Raw genomic sequence first — 22,799 nt, forward strand, 5'->3', positions numbered from 1 at the left:
CTGGAATCGGCCCTCCCTCGCGGAGGGCCTTTTTCTTGGCCCGGCCGCCTGCCATCATGCAGGCATCTTCCGCCTGGAGGCCGCCATGCTGCGTCTGCTCTCGATTGCCGTGCTGCTGTTCCTCAGCCAGACCGCCCTCGCCACCTGCCCGCCGTTGTTGAACAGCCAGTTCAAGACACTGCAGGGCGAGCCGTTCGATCTGTGCCAGCACGCCGGCAAGCCAATCCTGGTGGTGAATACCGCCAGCAAATGCGGCTTCACGCCGCAGTTCGAAAAGCTGGAAACGCTGTATCGCAAGTACCAGGACAAGGGTTTGCTGGTGGTGGGCTTTCCCTCCAACGACTTCAAACAGGAGCTGGCAACCAACAAGGAGATCGGCGAGTTCTGCAAGCTCACCTACCTGGTGCAGTTCCCAATGATGGAGGCGTCGAGCGTGATCGGCAGCAACGCCAATCCGTTGTTCCAGCGTCTGGCCGCCGCCAGCGGCACCGCACCGAAGTGGAATTTCTACAAATACCTGATTGCGCCGGATGGCAAGACCGTGACCGCCTTCGCCTCGCGAGTGGCGCCGGACGATCCACGTATCGTCAGCGCCATCGAAGGCTGGCTTAAGCGATGAACGCTCCGGCGCTACCCGCGATTACAGAAACCGGTGCGCTGGGCATCTGCCAGCTCAAGCGACTCTGGGCTCGCAGCCAGCTGGCCCGGCAGGGACATTCGGCCCATGGTGACGAAGCGGAAGGCCGGCGCGATCAACTGACGCTGCATGCACTGGGCCTGGGCCTGGAGCAGGCGCGTCGGGCATTGGTCAACGATGTTCACAGCTTTGCCGATTTCGAGCGCTGGATCGTTGCTATGGCAGGCACACCGCCAACGACATTGGCGGAGCGCCTCAATGCCGCCTTGCTCGACGTGCCACCTCCTGGTCATGCACAAGCACTGCTACAGCAGATCGATGCAATGGACGCAGTACTCGACGGCGCCGATCTCGCCCACTGGCACCGCGAAGGCTATGTGATCGTCCGTGGCGCCGTGCCCGCCACCCTGTGCAGCCAGACTGTCGAGGCAGTCATGACGCAGCAAGCAGCGACGCTGGACCAGCCGGACAGCTGGTATCGCGGGGAACGGCAGGGCATCATGGTCCAGCTGTTCCAGCACCCGGCGCTCACCGCCATTCGCAGCCTGCCGCGCATCCACAAGGCATTTGCGCAGTTGTGGGGTCACGCCGACCTGTGGCCCAGTACGGACAGGGTCAGCTTCAACCCGCCGGAGCGCCCCGACCATCCATTCCAGGGGCCTCATTTGCACTGGGACGTGAGCCTGACCCAGCCGATCCCGTTCGGCACCCAAGGCCTGATCTACCTGACCAATACTTCAGCCGACCAAGGCGCATTCACCCTGGTGCCAGGCTTTCACCGCAGGATCGATGCCTGGCTCGATGCCCTGCCACCGATTGCGGATCCGCGCGTGCAAGACCTGCAGGCGCTCGGCCCCCGCCCGATCGCTGCCCAAGCCGGCGATCTCATCATCTGGCATCAGGCCCTGCCCCACGGCAGCAGCCCGAACCGTGCCACGCTACCGCGCTTCGTCCACTACCTGAACTACGCACCGGCCAGGATTGAGCAGCAGGCGGTATGGCGCTGATTGCATCGCGCCGGACCATCGCGCGATGAAACGATGTCCCTCGATGAATGTGCGGCTCTCCCGTCACTGAAGCGGGTTTGTTTCGGTTGGCGAGGTAGCCGCCTGACCGTGCATAAGCCACAGGCGCTCCCACATGATCCGCAAGCAATAGCCCGCAGGCACCCTACTTGCTCCTTTAGTTCTGGCGGGCCACGACGGCCTGCATGTCTTGCCCACAAAGGAGAGCTCAACATGACCACCATCCGCTACTTCACCACCCTGCTCGGCGCTGCGGCGCTGGCCGCTTCGCTTGGCGTTTCCGCTGCAGACACCGGTTCGGCCAGTGGCAGCGGCAACGGTCCTGCCACGGAGAGCGACGGCAGCTGGACCCGCAGCGCAACCCCGACGCCAAACAATCACACCGCCAGTGAGCCGGATACCACCGGCAGGAACCGTCACGATTGAATCGTCCTCGCCTGGAGCGCGTACCGTCCCAGCCAAGCCGCCTAAGGGCGGCTTTTTTGTAACCGCAGCACGCACTGCAACATGGTTTTCCTGCGCTCAGCCGGCAAAACAGCCCTGCCGTCGGTCATTTTGTGTAGCCCCGCAACAAATAATTACATACTGGGCAATCAAAAAATAAGAAAGGGTATGGAAGACGTGTACGGAGAATTGGAAGCCATGAAGATCCAAGAGGATTCCTACAAGGGCGTGACGTATGAAGTCTATGCGCGGGAGGCAGACCATCGCTGGTCCGCCTTGGTGATGATCGATTTTCCAGGCACGACTTTTCCGCCCACCTCAAGCGTGGAAACGAGCTACGTCTCCTCCGATGAAGCGATCGCAGCCGGACACAAAACCGCCAAGCGGCTGATCGAGAACTACGCCCAACAACACCGACATTGATATCGCAAACGTGAGCCGAGGTGCCCTTGGCCAGGTTCATACCATCGGCATCGATGGCCACTCGTCGTTCGCTGCCGGCCTGCTCGGTGGCAACTTGCCAGCGCGATAACGGCCAAGGTTGAGCAGCGGCGCCGACGCACGCGAAGCCGGCGATACCGCCAGACCGCGCAGTGAACGATGCATGTCGCTGAACCCGCGCCAATACGCCTCGAAATCCACGACGACGCGTTCCGAGTAGCTCAGACGCGCGGGAATACGGGCCGCAATGCTGGCAACGCGCTCATCATCGATCATCTCGATGGTCTCAGGCTGCAATAGCAACGCATGAAACCCTTGCAACGGCCGCGACAGCAGCTTCAATTGCACATCGTTGGGCACGCAGCCCGGGAAATAGACCAGCCCCACCAGCTGACCGAGCAGAAACATGGTGTGCTCCTGCCGTAGAAACGGCGCACTCTTGGACAACTTCAAGAGAATGAATGCTCAAGACCAGAAGCATGAATTTGGTAGCCGGGTTGTCGGCGTCGGTCTTGGAGCTGCTTGCCACGCGAGGGAGGAACAACGGCTACCTGAGTCCCAACGGTAGCGGCGGGGCAAATTGGATGCAGGACAATACACATGTATCTTCCACCCATATGCGGAAGAATCCTATGGCCACGTCTCAATAGCATGACGAACGGATCAGTGGTGTCAGTCATGGCTTGGCTGCGAGCCAGCGTCTTGAGCGCTATGCTGCCATATCGCTCACGAGTTTCGCCGCAATGAAAAGTACTGCTGGTCTGGCCTTGGCGATCGTGTTCGTGCTGTACAGCGCAGCATGTTTGCTCTACGACCGATACCTCGCTCCAGTACAGCTGGACTTCAACGAGTTCAATGCCCTGTTCTGGCTGCTGTTCCTTGCCACGCTCTATGTCATGGGCGACGCATTGCGGCAGGCGGCTAGCCCGGCCATCGCAGTCACTCTGGCGATCAGCTTGGGCACCTTGTTGAGCTACCTGATCGGTTGGACGCTGGAACGTCTGTTGCATGCATGGCGGCGGAGACACATGGCAACCTCCAGCAAGCCAGGACACGACCCAGCGAAGCGTGAACCGCAAAAATAGAACAGCCCACCACAAGGGGCGGGCTGGCTACCAGGGCGGTTTGCAATCGGCCGCGGCGGCATTTGCACTATACCCTGAAGCGCTGATGGAGCCGGCAGAACGTGGCAATCGCGGGACCAACGGTGCGACTGCACCACATTGTATGTCACACGCATGGCCAACCGGTCTTCAGGCATCACGAGCGCCGTTCAAGTTCTGTCGTCTCTCGAGTTGGAACACAGAGCGCACACCTGTGCGCTCTGTTGTTGGCGCTTTGAAGCAACTTCAAAGCTTGGAGCGCTTGTCGATCCGCTCCCAGGATGCCCGCGCCGCTTCGCGCGCGTCATCCCACTCCAGCGCCGAATCACCGCGGTTGGCGTAATAGTCCGAGCGCAGATGACCTTCCACTTCGTCGAACGACTGGTCGGCAAATCGCCCCCTACCCTCGTAGCCGGTGCGGTACGCTGCAGCGTAGCGATCAAAACCGCTGCCCGGCTCCACATAAGGCTCGCGCGTGTAGTTGCGCCGCCAGAAGTCCTCTTCCTCGGTCGGGTTTACCAATTCGCCCGCGGCAGAGCCGATCAATCCGCCCGCCACCGCCCCGACCGCGGCGCCCACCGCCGTACCCACCGGGCCGACCGCAGAGCCAGCTGCTGCACCAGCGGCTGCAGCAGCGCCGATACCGGCTGCACCGCCCACTGCCGCGCCCACGCCGGTGCCCACCGGGTGCGATCCGGGCTCTCCCGTGATGAGATCGCGGTTCGCGTCGCGATCTTCGCGCTTGTCGTAATCGTCGTGTGCCATTGGAATGCTCCTTTCGCTGTGCGAGCCAGCGTGATGTGCCAACTGGATGAAATCAGCCCGTTCGATCGAGCCTGACCCCAGCGTACGCGGCACCGGAAAGCATGCCTGTAGGCGCACGCCGCAAAGTAGCGCAGGACGCAGACAACCAACTTTGCCAGCTGCCCGAAGAAGCACTGCTCCATAATGCGCTACTTCTGCTCGATGGTTTCGTGGAAGCGCCGCTTGATCTTTTCCACTCGGTCATCGCAGACCTGTCGGGTTTGGGGGTCGGTTTCGTCACCGTAGCCCTGGCAATGCACTGTCAACGTGATCAACTGGCTCTGGCCTTGTTCGCGCGTCAGCACCGCTTGCAATCCAACCTGACCAGAGTTGGTCGGCACGTAGGTAATGATCGCATCCTGATCCACGCTTTTAACCTTCATGTCCGAATGCTGCTCGATAAAGGCGCGTGTTTTTGCAAAATCGGTTTTGCACTGTTCTGCCCCAGCGCAGGCCGTACTGATGCTATTGGGTGGCAGCTGAGTGGAATTAGCACCCGCCGCGAAAGTGTGCAGCGATACCGCAGTCAGAGTGATCGCCAATTTGAGGTTAGCCATGATTCGCACCTTCCAACATGAAAGCCCCAACATACCATCCTGCCCCAAACCAAGTTGTAAGATTTTTCAATGCAAATCGAATAGAAATCGGTCCAAACAACCAAATGTCATTGCAAATCACGCTGGTATTGACGTTGCATCAACTACAAGCACCTACTCAATCGGTGGCGTAGGAATAAACCGACATCAGTTCGCAATTTTTTCTGATACGGGCTTGCTTTCCGGAGGGCGATAGTGAGCCAAGAGTCACAGGAGCCCACCATGCATACCTCGAACAGCCAGTTGGTCCAACTTGAAAAACAATTCTGGCAAGCGCTGGTGGATGAAGACACAGAAGCAGCAATCGCGTTGCTGGCAGAGCCCTCCACCCTCATCAGCTCACATGGTGTGATGTCGTTCGATCACAACAGCTTTCGGCAGATGGCGGAAAAGGCGCCAGAGTTGATCAAGTCGTTCCAGCTCAGCGACGTCAATGTGGTACAGCCGAACGAAGACACTGCCGTGATCACCTATCGGGTGAAGCAGACGCTAGCCAAGCGGGGGCAAGCGGACGCGGTGACTCAAGAGATGGCCGATTCATCGGTATGGGCGCGGCAGGGCGAAGACTGGCGTTGCGTGATGCATACGGAGACACCGCTTTATAGTCATTGAGGTATTGCCAAAGGGCGATTAATCCAACGACGATTTGAGAATGACTTTAAATTTCGCCACCACTGAACTTCCAGAATCTATGACTTAGGCGTGGGGGCCGTGTTTAATGCCCCCACGAAGTTCATCTTCTTCTCACCCCCACTTTATATGGCGTTCTATTCGACAAGCCGAACAGCCCTCGGATTCCAAGCACCGCAATAGTGCAAAACCTCTACATTCGCTGTGTAAAAACGACACACCGCCGGCCTGGCCCTAACCCAAACGCGAATTAGCGCAGGCACGCTACTTGCGACTTCCCCCATGCAGACCGAATTGCCTGTTTAACCAAAAGGAGAACTCAAGATGATGACCATGCAAAAGTTCCTCGCCTTAGTCGGTGCCACGACATTAGCTGTGTCGTTCGGTGTAACCGCCGCAGATGCCGGGAATGCAGATACCGACACCGGCGGCTCCACCAGCGAAAGCGGTAGCTGGAGCAAGGACGTAACGCCCACGCCGACCAGCGTTCCGGATGCAACCATCCAGAACTAAGCTCTTACAACTACAAGTTCAGTCGTTTTGAAACAGCGCCTCACAAGGGCGCTGTTTCAATTTGAAATTTTTACTGCATATTGTCGCCACGTACTGACTTCCCAAGCCAGAGACAAATATCCCGTGGGTAGCAGTTCGTGGCAAGGATTTAGCGATAGCCATTATCAATCGGCAGCCGTAGCGTGAGTACATCCGTAAAGCGGCCCGCTTACGCAACCAGCTTGGAACTTTCTAGATGCACACCGCTGGTAGGCTCGGGGGGCCTAGGTCTCTCTTTAAACGCATATTTAACGGGCCGCTTATCGGTCCCGGACGCCTCGCTACATTCGCAAATCTGGCCGTACAATTGACAAGCAATGCGTCAAAGCTGACCACCGTTACTTCTAGCTATGGAGACACGATGTCCACACTTGGTCTGTTGTCTGGGATCTATTGGCAAGATCTATCAGGAATCAAAGAACGACATGCTGCGGGCACAGATGTAAACGGAATTGATGCAAACGGCCGCACACCGTTGGTTGAAGCGATCCTAGGTGGCACTGGTTACCCCGCCGTGGTGAAGCTGCTGCTTGAGCTAAAGGCAGATCCCAATCTTCAAGACACACATGGCTATACACCGTGGTTGGCCAACCTCAGCATGATGGGTAATCCTGTTACCGCAAAAGAGCAGTCTAAAATTCGCAAACTGCTGCAAGACGCGGGAGCAAACCGCCAGGGAGAAGAAATATTTGAACTGCAAACCCTGGCCGGCAATGGAGAACTGGAAGCCGTTCGTGCACTGCTTGACCGCGGTGCCACTGTAGAAACCGCATTCTGCTCACCACTTGGAGCTGCACTCTTTGCAGGCCATTTGGCGATCGCTGAATTGTTGCTTCAAAATGGAGCAAACCCGGAAGGGAGTGATTCAACGGGCCTTTCACCCATGATGCACGCCGCGGACATGGGACTCTTGCCTGCCGTACAACTCTTGGAGAAGTACGGAGCCAATGTCAGCCGTTCAATGGACGGTGAGGAAGGGTGCATGACTGCTGCTTGGTATGCTCGGCAAAGTGGCAAAGATGAAGTTGCGAATTGGCTTGCGCGGCAACATCCAGCCGCAGAACGCTGCCGTATCCCTCAGTCAGCCCTCAACAACGGCCCGAAGGCAAAATATCTCGAGCTCTATCGCAAATACACCAACGGTCACAACTATGAGTTGAGCACTGATGCAATTGTGCGCCAACTCAGCACGTGGGATAAGCACTATGGTATCTACGTACATAACGTAGAAGCGGATCGAATCACTGTCCAATTCGCCACGCTCCCGGCCAACCTAGATAAATTGGTCAAGGAGATCGACAAATTCTGCCCAGATGTGATCAGCCAGCATTTTGGCATCCTGCATGAGCAAGCAAGCCAGTTTCTGGCTCATGACCGTGAAGTACCCAACGATCTATCCGAGCTACTTTACGGACTCGATCCGCAGCACAAGCGCTTTGGTCACCAAGTGCTCGCCCGTTGGCTTCATACACACCGTGCAGTTGAACTTTGGTGGGACTAAGCGAGGCTGATTACCAGTACCCTGCTGCGCTTCGCACAACTGATCGTGCCGATAAGTCAGCACATTCAGTCCGGAATATAGTTGCTGAGGTTGATAAGGCTCCGGTCCGACGTCAACGTTGCTAGGGGAGTGCATTCACGCAGTGCCAACTACTTCGTAGAGCAACTAAACGGATTGCACATCCCGCACAAAAGTCGGCACACAAAGAAAAAGCGACCGGGTGATGACCGATCGCTTTCTTGTACAACCAACTGATTTTATTGCATAAAACTGGTCGGAATGGCGGGATTCGAACTCGCGACCCCTTGCACCCCATGCAAGTGCGCTACCAGGCTGCGCTACATTCCGATAGGAGGGCGATTATAGCCAAGGCTGCCGGACTTGCCTAGCCCTGAAGCACCGCCGTTTCAGCTATCCAGCCAATGCAGCAGCGCAGTGAGCTCTTCGCGTACCTCGCCGATCACATCGACCTCCGAGACTTCCTCGCCAGGATGCGCCAGCTGGTTGCGGGCACCGCTGATGGTGAAGCCCTGCTCGTACAGCAGCGAGCGGATTCGGCGCACCAACAGCACTTCATGGTGCTGATAATAGCGCCGGTTGCCGCGACGCTTCACCGGCTTCAGTTGCGTGAATTCCTGCTCCCAATACCGCAGCACATGCGGCTTCACACCGCACAGCTCGCTTACTTCACCGATGGTGAAATAGCGCTTGGCGGGAATGGAGGGCAGATCACTGGTCGGAACGACGTTGCTGCTGTTTTGCATAGTGGACTTCCACCAGCCCCTTCAGCTTCTGACTCGCATGGAAGGTGACGACGCGGCGTGCGGAGATGGGAATCTCCTCGCCGGTCTTGGGATTGCGCCCGGGGCGCTGCGGCTTGTCGCGCAGCTGGAAATTGCCGAAACCCGAGAGCTTCACCGAATCACCCTCGGCGAGGGCGGTGCGGATCTCTTCAAAGAAGGCTTCGACCATGTCCTTCGCTTCGCGCTTGTTCAGGCCCACCTTGTCGAACAGCAGATCTGCGAGGTCTGCCTTGGTGAGCGTCATTGTTGTATTTTCGGTACTGCTCGATGGCATAGAAGGACGAAACGGGAAATTCATAGGATCTCAAACTCTCAATGTCGCGCCTGCAGCCTCCGCTTGGCGAATGAGCTTCGCCACTGCGGCATCGACTTCTTCATCGGTCAGAGTTTTGTGAGTATCTTGCATTAACACCTTGAAAGCAAGGCTCTTTTTTCCTTCCGCAACACCCTTGCCGCGGTAGACGTCAAACAATGCGATCTCAGCAACAACGCCTGCTGCAGCGGCCTTCAGCCCGGCGATCAGCGCGCCCGCTTCGACGTGATCATCGACGATCAGCGCCAGATCACGGCGTACGCCCTGGAACTTGGATACTGGCCTGGCCTCGACCTTGTTCACGGTAACGAGCTCCGCCACTGCGAGCTCGAACAACACCGGTGCGCTGCCGAGCTCGTACGCCTGCGCCCATTGTGGATGCAACTCGCCGATCACGCCGATCACACGGCCTTCGAGCACCACTTCGGCGCTGCGGCCCGGATGCAGGGCCGGGTGGCTGGCGCGACGGAACTCCGCCACGCGCGGCGCCAGCAAGGCCTCCACGTCCGCCTTCACGTCATAGAAGTCGACGCGCTCCTTGCCAGCGGCCCACTGCTCGGCGTCGCGCGGACCCCACGCGAGGCCAGCGATCAGCTCGGGCTGATTCGCGGCATCCTTGCTCTTGAAGACTCGGGCGAGTTCGAACAGCCGTACGCGATCATGCTTACGGTTGACGTTGTGCTTGAGCGCACTGACCAACCCGCCGACCAGGGTTGAGCGCATCACGCTCATCTGGCTGGCGATGGGATTGATCAGCTTCACCGGGCTGGTATTGCCGGCAAAATCGGCTTCCCACTTTTCCTCGACGAAGGCGTAGCTGATCGCCTCCTGGTACTCACGCGCCACCAGGATCTGCTTGAGCGCATTCTTGCCACGGGCGTCGCCCGGCTGCGCCAGCATGGCGAGCTTGGCGTTCGACGCTGCCACCGGCACGTTGTCGTAGCCGTAGACCCGGGCAATTTCCTCGATCAGATCTTCCTCGATCACGATATCGAAGCGGTAGGACGGCGGCGTCACGGTGATGACATCTCCATCCTGCGCAGTGGCCAGGCCCAAGCGCTGCAAAATAGCGGCGATCTCGGCCGCGGGCAGCGTCACGCCGAGCACGCGGGCGACGCGCGACACACGCAGCGCCACCGGCTGGCGGGCTGGCAGTTCGGCGATGCGCTCGACAATCGGGCCCGGCTCGCCGCCGCATAGCTCCAGCACCAGCTGGGTAGCGCGCTCCAATGCGTCGCGGCAGTTGCCGAAGTCGACACCACGCTCGAAACGGTGCGACGAATCGGATGAGAAGCCCAGACGGCGCGCCTTGCCAGCGATCACTTCGGGAGCGAAGAAGGCGGACTCCAGGAAGATGTCGCGGGTGGTCTCGGTGACACCGGTGTCGGCGCCGCCCATGATGCCGGCAAGCGCTACCGGCTTCTTGTCGTCGGCGATCACCAGCATGTCGGGCTCGAGCACCAGCTCTTTGTCGTTGAGCAACGTGATCTTTTCGCCCGGCTGAGCCAGCCGCGCCGTGATGCCGCCTTCGAGCTTTGCGAGATCGAACGCATGCATCGGTTGGCCGAGTTCCAGCAGCACGTAGTTGGTAATGTCGACGATGGCCGAAATCGAGCGGATGCCCGAGCGCGCCAGGCGCTGCTTCATCCAGTCAGGCGTGGCGGCGGCCTGGTTCACGTGCTTCACCACGCGACCGGCGTAACGCGGGCAGGCAGCAGGCGCACCCAAGTTGACGCTGCGTACGTCGTCGCAACGCGGTGTCACCGGACTGATGGTAACCGGCGTCTGCGCGGTGCCGGTCAGCGCGGCCACTTCGCGGGCAATGCCGCGGATCGACAGGCAATCGGTACGGTTAGGGGTGAGCTTGAGCGTCAACAGCTGGTCGTCGAGCTGCAGGTAGTCACGCAGTGGCGTGCCAACCGGTGCATCAACCGGCAGGACGAGCAGGCCGTCGACACCATCAGGAATACCGAGCTCGTCACCCGAGCACAGCATGCCGGACGATTCGACACCGCGTACCTTGGCGCGCTTGATCTTGAAGTCACCGGGCAGATTGGCGCCAATGCGCGCGCACGGCACCTTGAGGCCAACCGCAACATTAGGAGCACCGCAAACGATCTGCAGCGGTTCAGCCTCGCCAACGTTCACGCTGCAGACATTGAGCCGGTCGGCATCCGGGTGCTTGGCTACCGACAGCACCTCAGCCACGAACACGGTGTCGAAGACGGGAGCGGCAGGCTCCTGCTCTTCCACTTCCAGGCCGGCCATGGTCAGCAGGTGCGAGAATTCATCGGAGGTCAACGCCGGGTTCACCCAGCTGCGCAACCATTGTTCGGAGAATTTCATGGGGAGTATCCGTTCGAGTTCGTCGCCAGGCGGCCGCCATGCAGCCGCGTCACGCTTGGGGGCTTACTTGAACTGCCCGAGGAAGGACAGATCGTTCTCGAAGAACAGGCGTAGATCGTTCACGCCGTAATACAGCATGGCAAAGCGGTCGAGGCCGATGCCGAAGGCAAAGCCAGTGTACTTTTCCGGATCGATGTTCACGTTGCGCAGCACATTGGGGTGGACCATGCCGCAACCACCCACCTCCAGCCAGCCACGCTTGCCCATCACGTCGATTTCGGCCGATGGCTCGGTGAACGGGAAGAACGATGGACGGAAACGCACTTGCAGTGTGTCGTCTTCGAAGAAGTTGCGCAGGAAGTCGACGATCACGCTCTTCAGATCGGCAAACGACACGCCTTCATCGACCCATAGCCCTTCCATCTGATGGAACATTGGTGAATGGGTGGCGTCGGAATCGACGCGATACACGCGGCCCGGCGCGACGATCTTGATCGGCGGCTGGTTGTTCAACATGTAGCGCACCTGGATCGGACTGGTGTGGGTGCGCAGCACCTCGCCCCCCTCCACGTAGAAGGTGTCCTGCATCGCCCGCGCCGGGTGATCCTTGGGGATGTTGAGCGCTTCGAAATTGTGAAAATCGGTTTCGATTTCCGGGCCGTCGGCAACTTCGAAACCGATCGAGCGGAACAAGGCCTCGATCCGTTGCTGCACCAGCGTCACCGGATGCAGACCACCGGCTGCGCGACCACGACCGGGCAAGGTCACGTCGAGCGCTTCGGCGGCGAGCTGGCGCGCCAGCTTCTCGGCAGCCAGCGCCTCGCGCCGGCCGTTCAGCGCCGCCTCGAAGGCCTGCTTGGCCTGGTTGACGGTAGCACCGAAGGTCTTCTTTTCCTCCGGCGCCAGCGTGGCCAGTTGGCGCAGCAGTGCGGTGATGGCGCCTTCCTTGCCGATATAACGCGCCTTGGCGTTTTCCAGCTCGACCGGGTCGTTGGTCGCGGCCAGCGCGGCAAGTCCCTCATCGAGTATGTGTTGTACGTTGGCAGCCATTGGGGTCTCTCTTCAGAAACGATTGCGCAGCATGCGCGTAGCACGCGCTGGGCAATCGGAGCTGGGCGGAATTCAATAAAAAAGGGAGGCTAACGCCTCCCTTTCAAACCACTCACCGATCAGGCAGCGAGGCTTGCCTTGGCTTGTTCAACAAACTTGGCAAAAGCCGGCTTGTCGAACACAGCGAGGTCAGCCAGAACCTTGCGGTCCACTTCGATGCCAGCCTTCTTCAGGCCGTTCATGAAGCGGCTGTAGGCCAGACCCAGTTCACGCGAAGCGGCGTTGATACGCGCGATCCACAGCGTGCGGAACTGGCGCTTCCTTTGACGACGGTCGCGATAGGCGTATTGGCCGGCCTTCATCACCGCTTGCTTGGCGATCCGGTATACGTTTTTGCGACGGCCGCGATAGCCCTTCGCCAGATTCAGGATTTTCTTGTGACGGGCGCGTGCCGTTACACCACGTTTAACGCGAGGCATGTTCTATCTCCTTTGGTTACGCGTAGGGCAACATTGCGCGCACGTGACCCATATTGGTCGCGTCGATCTGCGAGGTACCGCGCAGCTGGCGCTTGTTCTTGGTGGTTTTCTTGGTCAGGATGTGGCGCTTGAACGCGTGAGCGCGCTTGATGCCACCGCTACCCTGAACCTTGAAGCGCTTCTTGGCGCCGCTCTTGGTTTTCATCTTGGGCATGGGAATGCTCCTAGGACGTTAGATTTGGCGACAGGCGCCCCAGAGAGGGGACTTGATGCCTGGCACCACGCTTTTGTTGCGACAACCGGCCTTTCGGCCTTGACGGGCGTTGTCGCCAACCCGTTGTTCGGTATGGCTGCTAGCTTCTTCAGCCGTTTACTTCTTCTTCGGCGCCAGCATCATGATCATCTGGCGGCCTTCCAGCTTGGGGAACTGCTCGACCACGGCCAGTTCGGTCAGATCCGCCTCGACGCGCTTCAGTTGGGCCAGACCGATTTCCTGGTGGGCCATTTCGCGGCCGCGGAATCGCAGCGTCACCTTGCACTTGTCGCCGTCTTCCAGGAAGCGCACCAGATTGCGCAGCTTCACCTGATAGTCGTTCTCATCCGTGCCTGGGCGCAGCTTCACTTCCTTGATCTGGATCTGCTTCTGCTTGAGCTTGGCGGCGTGTTCGCGCTTGGATTTCTCGTACTTGAACTTGCCGTAATCCATGATGCGGCAGACCGGGGGCTGCGCCATCGGCGCGATTTCCACCAGATCCACTTCGGCTTCTTCGGCCATCGCCATGGCTTGCGCCAGGCTCACGATACCGAGCTGATCACCTTCCAACCCTTGCAGACGAACTTCGCGTGCGGTGATCTCACCATTGATCCGCGGTTCTTTATCCTGAGCAGCTATCGCCGTTCTCCAATTCTGACAAAAGAAAAACCGTGCGCCTCGGGTACGGCTCAGCCCTGCGGGGTTTCGGCTGCAACACGCTCAATCAGCGCTTGTACCGACATTTGCCCGAGGTCTTCGCCGCTACGGCTACGCACGGCCACCAGGCCAGCAGCCTTTTCCTTGTCGCCGACAACCAGCTGGAAAGGAATACGCTGCAAGCTATGTTCGCGGATTTTATAGGTTATTTTCTCGTTCCTCAAGTCGGCCTCGGCCCTGAGGCCCAGCGCCTTGAGCTGACCAGCCACTTCGGCGGCATACTCGCGCTGCGATTCGGAGATATTCATCACCACGATCTGGGTCGGCGCGAGCCACGCCGGGAAGGCGCCGGCGAAGTTCTCGATCAGGATGCCAAGGAAACGCTCCATCGAACCGACGATGGCACGATGCAGCATCACCGGGCGCTGGCGCGAGTTGTCCTCGGCCACGTATTCCGGGCCGAAGCGCTCGGGCAGCACGAAATCGAGCTGCAGCGTGCCGCACTGCCAGGAGCGCCCGATCGCATCCTTGATGTGGTATTCGATCTTGGGGCCATAGAACGCGCCCTCGCCGGGCAGCTCTTCCCACTCCACACCACAGGCACGCAGTGCTTCGCGCAGGCCATGCTCCGCCTTGTCCCAACCTTCGTCACTGCCCGCGCGCTTGTCCGGGCGCAACGCCAGCTTGATGGCGATGCCGGCAAAGCCGAAGTCCTCATACACGCTCATCGCCAGTGCGTGGAAGGTCTTGGCCTCCTCGATCAGCTGGCTTTCCATGCAGAAGATATGCGCATCGTCCTGGGTGAAGCCGCGCACCCGCATCAGGCCATGCAGCGCACCGGACGGCTCGTTGCGGTGACAGGCGCCGAATTCAGCGAGGCGCAACGGCAGATCACGGTACGATCGCAGATCGCTGCTGAAGATCTGGATATGGCCCGGGCAGTTCATCGGCTTGACGGCGTAGGTACGCTTTTCCGATTCGGTGATGAACATGTTTTCCTGGTAGTTCTCCCAGTGACCGGACTTTTCCCACAGCGAACGGTCCATCATCATCGGCGTGCGTACTTCCTGGTAGCCGGCCTTCGCCAGGCGACGACGCAGGTATTGCTCAACCGATTGCCACAGGCTCCAGCCTTTGGGATGCCAGAACACCATGCCCGGCGCTTCGTCCTGCATGTGGAAAAGGTCGAGTGCCTTGCCGATCTTGCGGTGATCGCGTTTCTCGGCCTCTTCCAGCCGGTGCAGGTAGGCGTCGAGGTCTTCCTTCTTCGCCCAGGCCGTGCCGTAGACGCGCGTCAGCATTTCGTTGCGGCTGTCGCCACGCCAGTAGGCGCCGGCCACCTTCATCAGTTTGAATACCTTGAGCTTGCCAGTGGAGGGCACGTGCGGGCCGCGGCACAGGTCAGTGAATTCACCCTCGCGATAGAGGCTCAGCACCTCGCCCTGCGGGATGCTTTCGATGATCTCGGCCTTGTACGCCTCGCCAATCCCCTTGAAGTAGGCAACGGCTTCGTCGCGCGACAGCTCGTAGCGCTCGACCGGGATGTCCTTCTTCACCAGCTCAGCCATCTTCTTCTCGATCGCCTCGAGGTCTTCCGGCGTAAAGGGACGCTCGTAACTGAAGTCGTAGAAGAAGCCGTCCTCGATCACCGGGCCGATGGTGACCTGGGCACTGGGGAACAGCGTCTTGACCGCATAGGCCAGCAAGTGGGCCGTGGAATGGCGAATGATGTCGAGCCCGTCTGCGTCCTTGTCGGTGACGATGGAGAGCTGGGCATCCTGCTCGATCAGGTAGCTGGTATCGACCAGCTTGCCATCCACCTTGCCCGCGAGGGCAGCACGGGCAAGGCCGGCACCGATGCTGGCGGCGACGCCTGCCACGGTGACCGGCGCATCGAATGGGCGTTGCGAACCATCGGGAAGCGTAATAACGGGCATGAGCGCCACCTGTATCCAAGCAAAGTTGCCGCCCCGCAGGGCAAAAAAAAAGTGCGGCCATCGCCGCACTTTTCTGAGATCAAACTGGTTCTGACCAGCGCACGGCTACCCGGTTATTGAAGGGCAGTAGTGCGAGTTCGAAACATGTTTGATTTCCTTGTATTCGTTGGTAGGCACGATTGGACTCGAACCAACGACCCCCACCATGTCAAGGTGGTGCTCTAACCAGCTGAGCTACGTGCCTGTCGAAGAGCGCGAATAATAGCTTGCTGTTCGCTGCGTGGCAAGCCCTGTTCGCGTCTTTTTCCGGATTTTTTACAGACCGGGACGCCGCCAGAAATAGCACCAGACAAAGCCGGGAAACGCTGCGACAAGGAACAGGCAGAGCGTGGTCACGTAGAACGGCCAGTTCTGGCTGTGGATCGGCGACAGCCGCGATTCGAGCGCCAGCGCCAGTGCGCCGACTGCGGCATACAGCAGGATCAGCTCCAGCAGGCGCCAGCCAAATGCCTTGCGCCCGACAGCGGGCGCCACGGCAAACAGGATGCGATCGCTGAGGAACGGCAGGTTGGCGGCGAGCACCGCCAACCCATAGAGCATGAACAGTTCGATCATTTACAGCGGCAGCGAGAACGACACCGCGTCGGCCAGCGCGGTCAGCAGCGTGTTCGGGAACAGACCCAGCACCAACAGTGCGAGGCAGTTCAGCGACAGCACCACCTTGGCGAACAGGCTGCCCGACAACGTGATCTCGCCGGCCGGCTCGTCGAAGTACATCACCTTCACCACGCGCAGGTAGTAGAAGGCGCCGATCAGCGACATCATCACCGCAAACACCGCGAGCCAGACCAGGCCCAGGTTGACCACGGCCTTGAGCACGGCCAGCTTGGCGAAGAAGCCGACGAACACCGGGATGCCCGCCATCGAGAACATCACCATCAGCATCATGAAGCCGAACCACGGGTGCTTGCGCGCCAGGCCCTTGTAGTCATCGAGCTGATCGGCCTCGAAGCCGTTGCGCGCCAGCAGCATCACCAAGCCGAAGCCGGCGGCTGCGGTCAGCACATAGGTGAAGGCATAGAAGAACGATGCCGAGTAACCGACCGGATTCGCCACCAGGATGCCCAGCAGCAGAAAGCCCATGTGCGAGATGGTCGAGTAGGCGAACATCCGCTTGATATTGGTCTGGGCGATGGCGGAGAGATTGCCGATGGCCAGCGACAGCACGGCCAGCACGATCAGCATGCCGCGCCAATCCGGGGCAAAGCCTTCCAGCGCCTGCGCCAGGAGGCGGATGATGAAGGCGTAGGCAGCGAGCTTGGGGGCGGAACCGATCAGTTGGGTGATCACCGTCGGCGCGCCGTGATACACGTCGGGCACCCACATGTGGAACGGCACGGCGCCCAGCTTGAAGGCGATGCCAGTCACCACGAACACCAGACCGAACACGGCGAGCAGGCGGTTGCCCTCGCCCACCAGCAGTCGGTGGCCGATCTCGAGCACGTTGAGCGAACCGGTGGCGCCGTAGACCATGGACATGCCGTACAGCAGCATGCCGGACGCCAGCGCGCCGAGCACGAAGTACTTCATCGCCGATTCGGTGGCGTTCACCGAATCACGCTGCAGCGCGACCAGTGCGTACAGCGACAGCGACAGCAGCTCCAGGCCGACGTACAGCGTGAGCAGGTTGACGGCCGAGGCCATCACCATCATGCCGGCCAGCGAGAACAGCGTCAGCGAGTAGAGCTCGCCCTTGAAGATGCCACGGTCCGCCGCATAGCTGCGACCGTAGATCAGCACCAGCGCCACACCAAGCACCATGCCGCCCTTGGCGAGCGTGGCGATCGGGTCGGCCACGAACATGTCGCTGAACGCGAGCTGCGGAGCGCTCGTGTAACCGGCGTACAGCAGTACGCCGGTCACTGCCAGCACCAGCAGCGCAAGCACATGGGTGACGCCACGGCGGGCATCGCTGACGAACAGGTCGATCAGCAGGAGGGCACAGGTGGCACACAGCAGGAAGATTTCCGGCAGTGCGATGCCTGCATTGAGACTGGTCCAGGTCATGCGCTAAACCCTTGTTTCGAATTCGTTATTGCGGAATCTTGGTCTGGGAGACATGCCAGATCAGGTCATTCACCGAGAAATGCATCAGATCGGTGAACGGCTTCGGATACAGGCCCATGCCCAGCACGGTGATCGCCAGGATGGCCAGAACCAGGAACTCACGCTTGTTCACATCCGAGAGCTCGGCCACGTTCTGGTTGCCCACCTCGCCGAAGATCACCCGCTTGTACATCCACAGCGTATAGGCCGCACCGAAGATCAGCGTGGTGCCTGCGGCTACCGCATACCAGAAGTTCACCTGCACCGCGCCCAGCACGACGAAGAACTCGCCGACGAAGCCGCTGGTGCCCGGCAGACCGGCATTGGCCATAGCAAACAGCATGAAAAACGCGGCGAAGATCGGCATCTTGTTGGCGACGCCGCCGTAGTCGGCGATCTTGCGGCTGTGCACGCGGTCGTACATCACGCCGATCGAGAAGAACATCGCGGCGGAAACGAAACCGTGCGAAATCATCTGCACGATGGCGCCTTCAACGGCAAAGCTGTTGAGGTTGGTGCCATTGGCGAACATGAAGAAGCCCAGCGTGACGAAGCCCATGTGCGAGATCGACGAATAGGCGACCAGCTTCTTCATGTCGGTCTGCACCAGCGCAACGAAGCCGATGTAGACGACGGCGATCAACGAGAACAGCACGAACACCCATGCATACTCACGCGAGGCATCGGGGGCGATCGGCAGCGCGAACCGCAGGAAACCGTAGGCGCCGAGCTTCAGCGTGATCGCGGCCAGCACCATCGAGCCCCCGGTGGGCGCCTCGACGTGGGCATCGGGCAGCCATGTGTGGACCGGCCACATCGGCACCTTCACCGCGAAGGCGAAGAAGAAGGCCACCAGCAGCAGCGCCTGGGCAGTCATCGTCAGCGGCAGGCGATGGAATTCCTGGATGTCGAAGCTGCCACCGCTCTGGTAGTAGAGGTAGATGAAGGCCACCAGCGTGAGCAGCGAGCCCAGCAGCGTGTAGAGGAAGAACTTGATCGACGCATACACGCGACGTGGGCCACCCCAGACACCGATCACCAGGTACATCGGGATCAGCATCGCCTCGAAGAACACATAGAACAGGATGGCATCGAGCGAGGCGAAGGCGCCATTGATCAGGCCCGACATGATGAGGAAGGCGGCCATGTACTGGCCCACACGCTCCTCGATCACTTGCCAGCCGGCCAGCACCACCATCAGCGTGGTGAAGGCATTCAGGATGACGAACCAGACCGACAGGCCATCGACACCGAGGTGGTAGTTGATGTTGTAGGTCTCGATCCAGCTGCGCAGCTCTTCGAACTGCATGCCGCTGCTGTGCGTATCGAACCCGGTGAACAGCGGAATCGTCACCAGGAAACCGGCCAGCGCGCCGAAGAGCGCCAGCCAGCGCTGCAGGCCCGCGTTCTTGTCGCCGCCGGTGGCGAGCACGATCAGGCCGGCCACAATCGGCACCCAGATCGCGTAGCTCAGAAGATGTCCCGTCATAATCTACCTGCTTGTTATCGTTTCGATTCGGCTCAGGCGCGCGAATACAGAAGGTTGCCGATCCACTCGCGCGCGTCGGGGCCGAACCAGCCCAGAACAACGCCCAGCCACACGGTGATGAACACCAGGCCGCCAATGATCATGGCGAAGGCGTAGTGGTAGATGTAACCGCTCTGCAGGCGACGTACCACGCTGGCGAAGAAGCCCACTACCTTGGCGGAGCCGTTGACGACGAGGCCGTCGATCAGCAGCGCATCACCCACCTTCCACAGCACGGTGCCGAGGCCGCGACCGGCGGCGGCAAAGCCGTTGATGTAGAGGTGATCCATGTAGTACTTCTCTTCCAGCAGCTTCTTGATGCCGATCTTGCTGAAGAAGCGGTCGAGGGCTGCCGGGATTGCAGGCACCTTCATGTAGAACACGTAGGCAGCCACCACGCCAGCGATAGCGAGATACAGCGGCAGCGTCTTGAGCGCGTGCGTCACCATGCCGACCGGGCCGTGGAACTCTTCCTTCATCATCTCCATCGCGCGATGTGCTTCGTGGTTCACGTAGATCACGCCGTCGAAGAAGCCGCCGTACAGCATCGGCTCGATCGCGATGTAGCCGATCACCACCGACGGGATGGCCAGCAGCACCAGCGGCAGCGTCACCACCCACGGGCTTTCGTGCGGCTTGTCGTTCGGGCCCAGGCCATGATGATGGTCGTCGCCATGGTCATCGTGGTGATGATCGTGGCCGTGCTTGGCCTCCATCCAGCGTTCCTTGCCGTGGAACACCAGGAAGTACATGCGGAAGGAGTAGAACGCGGTGACGAATACACCAGCCAACACCGCGAAGTGTGCGAAGTGAGCCCCCGGCAGCGTCGAGAATTCCACCGCCTCGATAATCGAGTCCTTGGAATAGAAGCCCGACAGGAACGGCGTGCCAATCAGCGCCAGCGACCCGATCAGCGAGGTGATCCAGGTGATCGGCATGTACTTGCGCAGGCCGCCCATGTTGCGGATGTCCTGGTCGTGGTGCATGCCCATGATCACCGAACCGGCCGCAAGGAACAGCAGCGCCTTGAAGAACGCATGGGTCATCAGATGGAACGCGGCGACCGAGTAGGCCGAGACGCCGAGTGCCACCGTCATATAGCCAAGCTGCGACAGCGTCGAGTACGCCACCACGCGCTTGATATCGTTCTGGATGATGCCGAGGAAGCCCATGAACAGCGCGGTGATCGAGCCGATCACCAGCACGAAGTTCAGCGCGGTATCGGACAGCTCGAACATCGGCGACATGCGCGCCACCATGAAGATGCCGGCGGTGACCATGGTCGCCGCATGGATCAGCGCGGAGATCGGGGTCGGGCCTTCCATCGAATCCGGCAGCCACACGTGCAGCGGGAACTGGGCCGACTTGCCCATCGCGCCAACGAACAGCAGGATGCAGGTCACGGCCATCAGCGACCAGGTATGGCCAGTCCACAGCGTGATGGTGGTGTCCTTCAGCATCGGTGCCTTGGCGAACACCTCGGCGTAATCGAGGCTACCGAAGTAGGCCAGCACGAGGCCGATGCCCAACAGGAAGCCGAAGTCGCCAACCCGGTTGACCAGGAACGCCTTGAGGTTGGCAAAGGTCGCGGTCGGGCGCTTGAACCAGAAGCCGATCAGCAGGTAGGACACCAGGCCCACCGCTTCCCAGCCGAAGAACAGCTGCACGAAGTTGTTCGCCATCACCAGCATCAGCATGGAGAAGGTGAACAGCGAGATGTAGCTGAAGAAGCGCTGGTAGCCTGGGTCCTCGTGCATGTAGCCAATGGTGTAGACGTGCACCATCAGCGACACAAAGGTCACCACGCACATCATCATCGCGGTCAGCGTATCGACGAGGAAGCCGACGTTGAAGTCCACGCCATTGATCGACAGCCAGGTGTAGACGGTGCCGTTGTAGGCCTCGCCACCCGACAGCATGTGATTGAGCACGTAGGCGGAAAGCGCAAACGAGACCGCCACGCCGCCGATGGTGACGCAGTGCGCAGCACGGCGGCCGATCGCCCAGCCAAAGAGGCCGGCGAGTATGGCTCCGAACAAGGGCGCAAGCGGAATCAGCAGGTAGATTGTTTTCATGTCCATTGTTGTGACCCGTAGTTTTCCGGTTAACCCTTGAGGTGATCGAGGTCTTCGACGTTGATCGAGCGCAGGTTACGGAACAGCACGACCAGGATCGCGAGGCCGATGGCCGATTCGGCCGCCGCCACCGTGAGGATGAAGAACACGAAGATCTGGCCTGCGGAGTCGCCAAGGAACTGCGAGAACGCGATGAAGTTCATGTTGACCGCAAGCAGCATCAGCTCGATCGCCATCAGCAGCACGATCAGGTTCTTGCGGTTCATGAAGATGCCGAACACGGAGATCGCAAACAGGATCGCCGCCAGCACCAGGTAATGTTCGAGTGTGAGCACGTCTAATTCTCCCTGAGCGCCTTAGGCCTGACCTTCGCCCTGCCCTTCGGCCGCCGGCTTGGGCGCTTCGAAGGTTGGCTTGGGTTCGCTGTCCACCTTGACGATGCGCAGGCGGTCGTTGCGCTTCACCTTGACCTGCTGGCCCGGATTCTGGAACTTGGTGTTCTTGCGCTTACGCAGCGTCAGCGCGATCGCGGCGATCATGCCCACCAGCAACAGGAAAGCGGCGAGCTGGAACGGCAGGAAGTAGGTGGTGTAGATCTGCACCCCGAGGTCGCGCACGTTGTTGTAGTCCGGCGCGCGCTCGGCAATGGTCACGGCCTTGAGGCCAGCGGCCGGGTGCGTCAGGATCAGCACCATCTCCACTGCCATGATGGCGGCGACCACCGACGCGAGCGGCACGAACTTCCAGAAACCCTTGCGCAGCTCCTCGAAGTTGATGTCCAGCATCATCACCACGAAGAGGAACAGCACCATCACTGCGCCGACATAGACGACGACCAGCGACACCGCGAGGAACTCGGCCTGCATCAGCATCCACAACATGGCACCAGTGAAAAACGACAGCACGAGGTAAAGCGCGGCGTGCACCGGGTTCTTGGCGGTGATCACCATCAGGCCGGCGATCAACAGCACGGCGCTGAACACGTAGAAAAGGACTTCGGTCATGACGGATTCCTGTGCTTAGCGGTACTTGGCGTCGGCCGCCTTGCGTGCCGCGATCTCGGCTTCATACTTGTCGCCGACGGCGAGCAGCATGGGCTTGGTGTAGTAGAGATCGCCGCGCTTCTCGCCGTGGTATTCGAGGATGTGCGTCTCGACGATGGCATCGACCGGACAGGCTTCCTCGCAGAAACCGCAGAAGATGCACTTGGTCAGATCGATGTCGTAGCGCGTGGTGCGACGGGTGTTGTCGTCCGGGCGTTGCTCCGATTCGATGGTGATCGCCATCGCCGGGCACACCGCCTCGCACAGCTTGCAGGCAATGCAGCGTTCTTCGCCGTTGGCGTAGCGACGCTGGGCGTGCAGGCCGCGGAAACGCGGGCTCATCGGCGTCTTTTCTTCCGGGAACTGCACGGTGATCTTGCGCTGGAAGAAGTGGCGCCCGGTCAGCATCAGGCCCTTGACCAGCTCGACGAGCAGGAAGGTCTTGAAGAAGTGATTGATTCTTTCCATGGCTCTTT

General features: G+C 60.0%; 26 protein-coding genes and 2 tRNA genes. 8 read left to right on the forward strand and 20 right to left on the reverse strand.

Annotated elements, in window-relative coordinates; all coding sequences use genetic code 11:
* Window positions 1–85 precede the first annotated feature (85 nt).
* The 4 genes from FLM21_RS17165 (at window position 86) to FLM21_RS17180 (ending at window position 2,529) form a co-directional block, all read left to right on the forward strand.
* Window positions 86–619, forward strand: a complete 534-nt coding sequence (locus FLM21_RS17165; RefSeq protein ID WP_148716737.1) for a glutathione peroxidase — start codon at window positions 86–88, stop codon at window positions 617–619.
* Window positions 616–1,644 (forward strand): phytanoyl-CoA dioxygenase family protein, encoded by a 1,029-nt coding sequence (locus FLM21_RS17170; RefSeq protein ID WP_148716738.1) that lies wholly within the window; start codon window positions 616–618, stop codon window positions 1,642–1,644. The genes FLM21_RS17165 and FLM21_RS17170 overlap by 4 nt, the downstream gene beginning before the upstream one ends.
* A gap of 231 nt (window positions 1,645–1,875) precedes the next feature.
* Window positions 1,876–2,088, forward strand: coding sequence for a hypothetical protein (locus FLM21_RS17175; protein ID WP_148716739.1), 213 nt, complete (start codon window positions 1,876–1,878; stop codon window positions 2,086–2,088).
* 81 nt (window positions 2,089–2,169) lie between these two features.
* The gene (locus tag FLM21_RS17180; protein WP_148716740.1) at window positions 2,170–2,529 is read left to right on the forward strand and encodes a hypothetical protein; all 360 of its coding nucleotides are present in this window, start codon (window positions 2,170–2,172) and stop codon (window positions 2,527–2,529) included.
* Between the two features lie 36 nt (window positions 2,530–2,565).
* Here FLM21_RS17180 and FLM21_RS17185 read toward each other — a convergent pair whose 3' ends face one another.
* Window positions 2,566–2,955, reverse strand: coding sequence for a hypothetical protein (locus tag FLM21_RS17185; RefSeq protein WP_148716741.1), 390 nt, complete (start codon window positions 2,953–2,955; stop codon window positions 2,566–2,568).
* 335 nt (window positions 2,956–3,290) lie between these two features.
* Between FLM21_RS17185 and FLM21_RS17190 the strand changes: the two genes are divergently transcribed.
* Window positions 3,291–3,632 (forward strand): hypothetical protein, encoded by a 342-nt coding sequence (locus FLM21_RS17190; RefSeq protein WP_148716742.1) that lies wholly within the window; start codon window positions 3,291–3,293, stop codon window positions 3,630–3,632.
* A 264-nt stretch (window positions 3,633–3,896) separates the two neighbouring features.
* Here the strand turns inward: FLM21_RS17190 and FLM21_RS17195 are convergent, their stop codons facing one another.
* The gene (locus FLM21_RS17195; protein WP_148716743.1) at window positions 3,897–4,415 is read right to left on the reverse strand and encodes a hypothetical protein; all 519 of its coding nucleotides are present in this window, start codon (window positions 4,413–4,415) and stop codon (window positions 3,897–3,899) included.
* Between the two features lie 188 nt (window positions 4,416–4,603).
* A complete protein-coding gene (locus FLM21_RS17200; RefSeq protein WP_148716744.1) occupies window positions 4,604–5,011 on the reverse strand; it encodes a hypothetical protein in 408 nt (135 codons plus the stop codon).
* A gap of 261 nt (window positions 5,012–5,272) precedes the next feature.
* Between FLM21_RS17200 and FLM21_RS17210 the strand changes: the two genes are divergently transcribed.
* From FLM21_RS17210 to FLM21_RS17220, 3 genes are all read left to right on the forward strand, one after another.
* On the forward strand, window positions 5,273–5,662 hold the full coding sequence (locus FLM21_RS17210) for a nuclear transport factor 2 family protein (RefSeq protein ID WP_148716746.1): 390 nt from the start codon (window positions 5,273–5,275) through the stop codon (window positions 5,660–5,662).
* A 342-nt stretch (window positions 5,663–6,004) separates the two neighbouring features.
* On the forward strand, window positions 6,005–6,193 hold the full coding sequence (locus tag FLM21_RS17215; RefSeq protein WP_148716747.1) for a hypothetical protein: 189 nt from the start codon (window positions 6,005–6,007) through the stop codon (window positions 6,191–6,193).
* A 400-nt stretch (window positions 6,194–6,593) separates the two neighbouring features.
* Complete coding sequence (locus tag FLM21_RS17220; RefSeq protein WP_187359963.1) at window positions 6,594–7,733, forward strand: DUF4253 domain-containing protein; 1,140 nt, start codon at window positions 6,594–6,596, stop codon at window positions 7,731–7,733.
* 271 nt (window positions 7,734–8,004) lie between these two features.
* Here the strand turns inward: FLM21_RS17220 and FLM21_RS17225 are convergent.
* From FLM21_RS17225 to nuoI, 17 genes are all read right to left on the reverse strand, one after another.
* Window positions 8,005–8,081, reverse strand: a tRNA-Pro gene (locus FLM21_RS17225).
* 59 nt (window positions 8,082–8,140) lie between these two features.
* Window positions 8,141–8,497, reverse strand: a complete 357-nt coding sequence (locus FLM21_RS17230) for a MerR family transcriptional regulator (protein ID WP_148716749.1) — start codon at window positions 8,495–8,497, stop codon at window positions 8,141–8,143.
* Complete coding sequence (locus FLM21_RS17235; RefSeq protein ID WP_148716750.1) at window positions 8,463–8,780, reverse strand: integration host factor subunit alpha; 318 nt, start codon at window positions 8,778–8,780, stop codon at window positions 8,463–8,465. The genes FLM21_RS17230 and FLM21_RS17235 overlap by 35 nt, the downstream gene beginning before the upstream one ends.
* Before the next feature lie 60 nt (window positions 8,781–8,840).
* Window positions 8,841–11,195 (reverse strand): phenylalanine--tRNA ligase subunit beta, encoded by a 2,355-nt coding sequence (gene pheT / locus FLM21_RS17240; protein WP_148716751.1) that lies wholly within the window; start codon window positions 11,193–11,195, stop codon window positions 8,841–8,843.
* 63 nt (window positions 11,196–11,258) lie between these two features.
* Window positions 11,259–12,245, reverse strand: a complete 987-nt coding sequence (gene pheS / locus FLM21_RS17245; RefSeq protein ID WP_148716752.1) for a phenylalanine--tRNA ligase subunit alpha — start codon at window positions 12,243–12,245, stop codon at window positions 11,259–11,261.
* 119 nt (window positions 12,246–12,364) lie between these two features.
* Complete coding sequence (gene rplT, locus FLM21_RS17250) at window positions 12,365–12,724, reverse strand: 50S ribosomal protein L20 (RefSeq protein ID WP_148716753.1); 360 nt, start codon at window positions 12,722–12,724, stop codon at window positions 12,365–12,367.
* A 16-nt stretch (window positions 12,725–12,740) separates the two neighbouring features.
* Window positions 12,741–12,938, reverse strand: a complete 198-nt coding sequence (rpmI, locus tag FLM21_RS17255) for a 50S ribosomal protein L35 (protein ID WP_148716754.1) — start codon at window positions 12,936–12,938, stop codon at window positions 12,741–12,743.
* Window positions 12,939–13,094: 156 nt separating this feature from the next.
* Window positions 13,095–13,670 (reverse strand): translation initiation factor IF-3, encoded by a 576-nt coding sequence (gene infC / locus FLM21_RS17260; protein WP_444542104.1) that lies wholly within the window; start codon window positions 13,668–13,670, stop codon window positions 13,095–13,097.
* Window positions 13,667–15,571 carry a threonine--tRNA ligase gene (gene thrS / locus FLM21_RS17265; protein WP_148716756.1) on the reverse strand — a complete coding sequence of 635 codons (1,905 nt, stop codon included), beginning with the start codon at window positions 15,569–15,571 and terminating at the stop codon, window positions 13,667–13,669. The genes infC and thrS overlap by 4 nt, the downstream gene beginning before the upstream one ends.
* A gap of 167 nt (window positions 15,572–15,738) precedes the next feature.
* Window positions 15,739–15,815, reverse strand: a tRNA-Val gene (locus FLM21_RS17270).
* 71 nt (window positions 15,816–15,886) lie between these two features.
* The gene (locus FLM21_RS17275; RefSeq protein WP_148716757.1) at window positions 15,887–16,186 is read right to left on the reverse strand and encodes a DUF2818 family protein; all 300 of its coding nucleotides are present in this window, start codon (window positions 16,184–16,186) and stop codon (window positions 15,887–15,889) included.
* Window positions 16,187–17,638, reverse strand: coding sequence for an NADH-quinone oxidoreductase subunit NuoN (gene nuoN, locus FLM21_RS17280; RefSeq protein WP_148716758.1), 1,452 nt, complete (start codon window positions 17,636–17,638; stop codon window positions 16,187–16,189).
* 25 nt (window positions 17,639–17,663) lie between these two features.
* A complete protein-coding gene (locus FLM21_RS17285; protein WP_148716759.1) occupies window positions 17,664–19,166 on the reverse strand; it encodes an NADH-quinone oxidoreductase subunit M in 1,503 nt (500 codons plus the stop codon).
* A 32-nt stretch (window positions 19,167–19,198) separates the two neighbouring features.
* Entirely contained in the window at window positions 19,199–21,286 is a 2,088-nt protein-coding gene (gene nuoL, locus FLM21_RS17290; RefSeq protein ID WP_148716760.1) for an NADH-quinone oxidoreductase subunit L, read from the reverse strand.
* Between the two features lie 23 nt (window positions 21,287–21,309).
* Window positions 21,310–21,615, reverse strand: coding sequence for an NADH-quinone oxidoreductase subunit NuoK (gene nuoK, locus FLM21_RS17295; RefSeq protein ID WP_148716761.1), 306 nt, complete (start codon window positions 21,613–21,615; stop codon window positions 21,310–21,312).
* Window positions 21,616–21,636: 21 nt separating this feature from the next.
* Window positions 21,637–22,284 carry an NADH-quinone oxidoreductase subunit J gene (locus tag FLM21_RS17300; RefSeq protein WP_148716762.1) on the reverse strand — a complete coding sequence of 216 codons (648 nt, stop codon included), beginning with the start codon at window positions 22,282–22,284 and terminating at the stop codon, window positions 21,637–21,639.
* A gap of 15 nt (window positions 22,285–22,299) precedes the next feature.
* Window positions 22,300–22,791 (reverse strand): NADH-quinone oxidoreductase subunit NuoI, encoded by a 492-nt coding sequence (gene nuoI, locus FLM21_RS17305; RefSeq protein ID WP_148716763.1) that lies wholly within the window; start codon window positions 22,789–22,791, stop codon window positions 22,300–22,302.
* Window positions 22,792–22,799 lie beyond the last annotated feature (8 nt).

It is taken from the genome of Chitinolyticbacter meiyuanensis, assembly GCF_008033135.1.
In the GTDB taxonomy this organism is placed as follows: domain Bacteria; phylum Pseudomonadota; class Gammaproteobacteria; order Burkholderiales; family Chitinibacteraceae; genus Chitinolyticbacter; species Chitinolyticbacter meiyuanensis.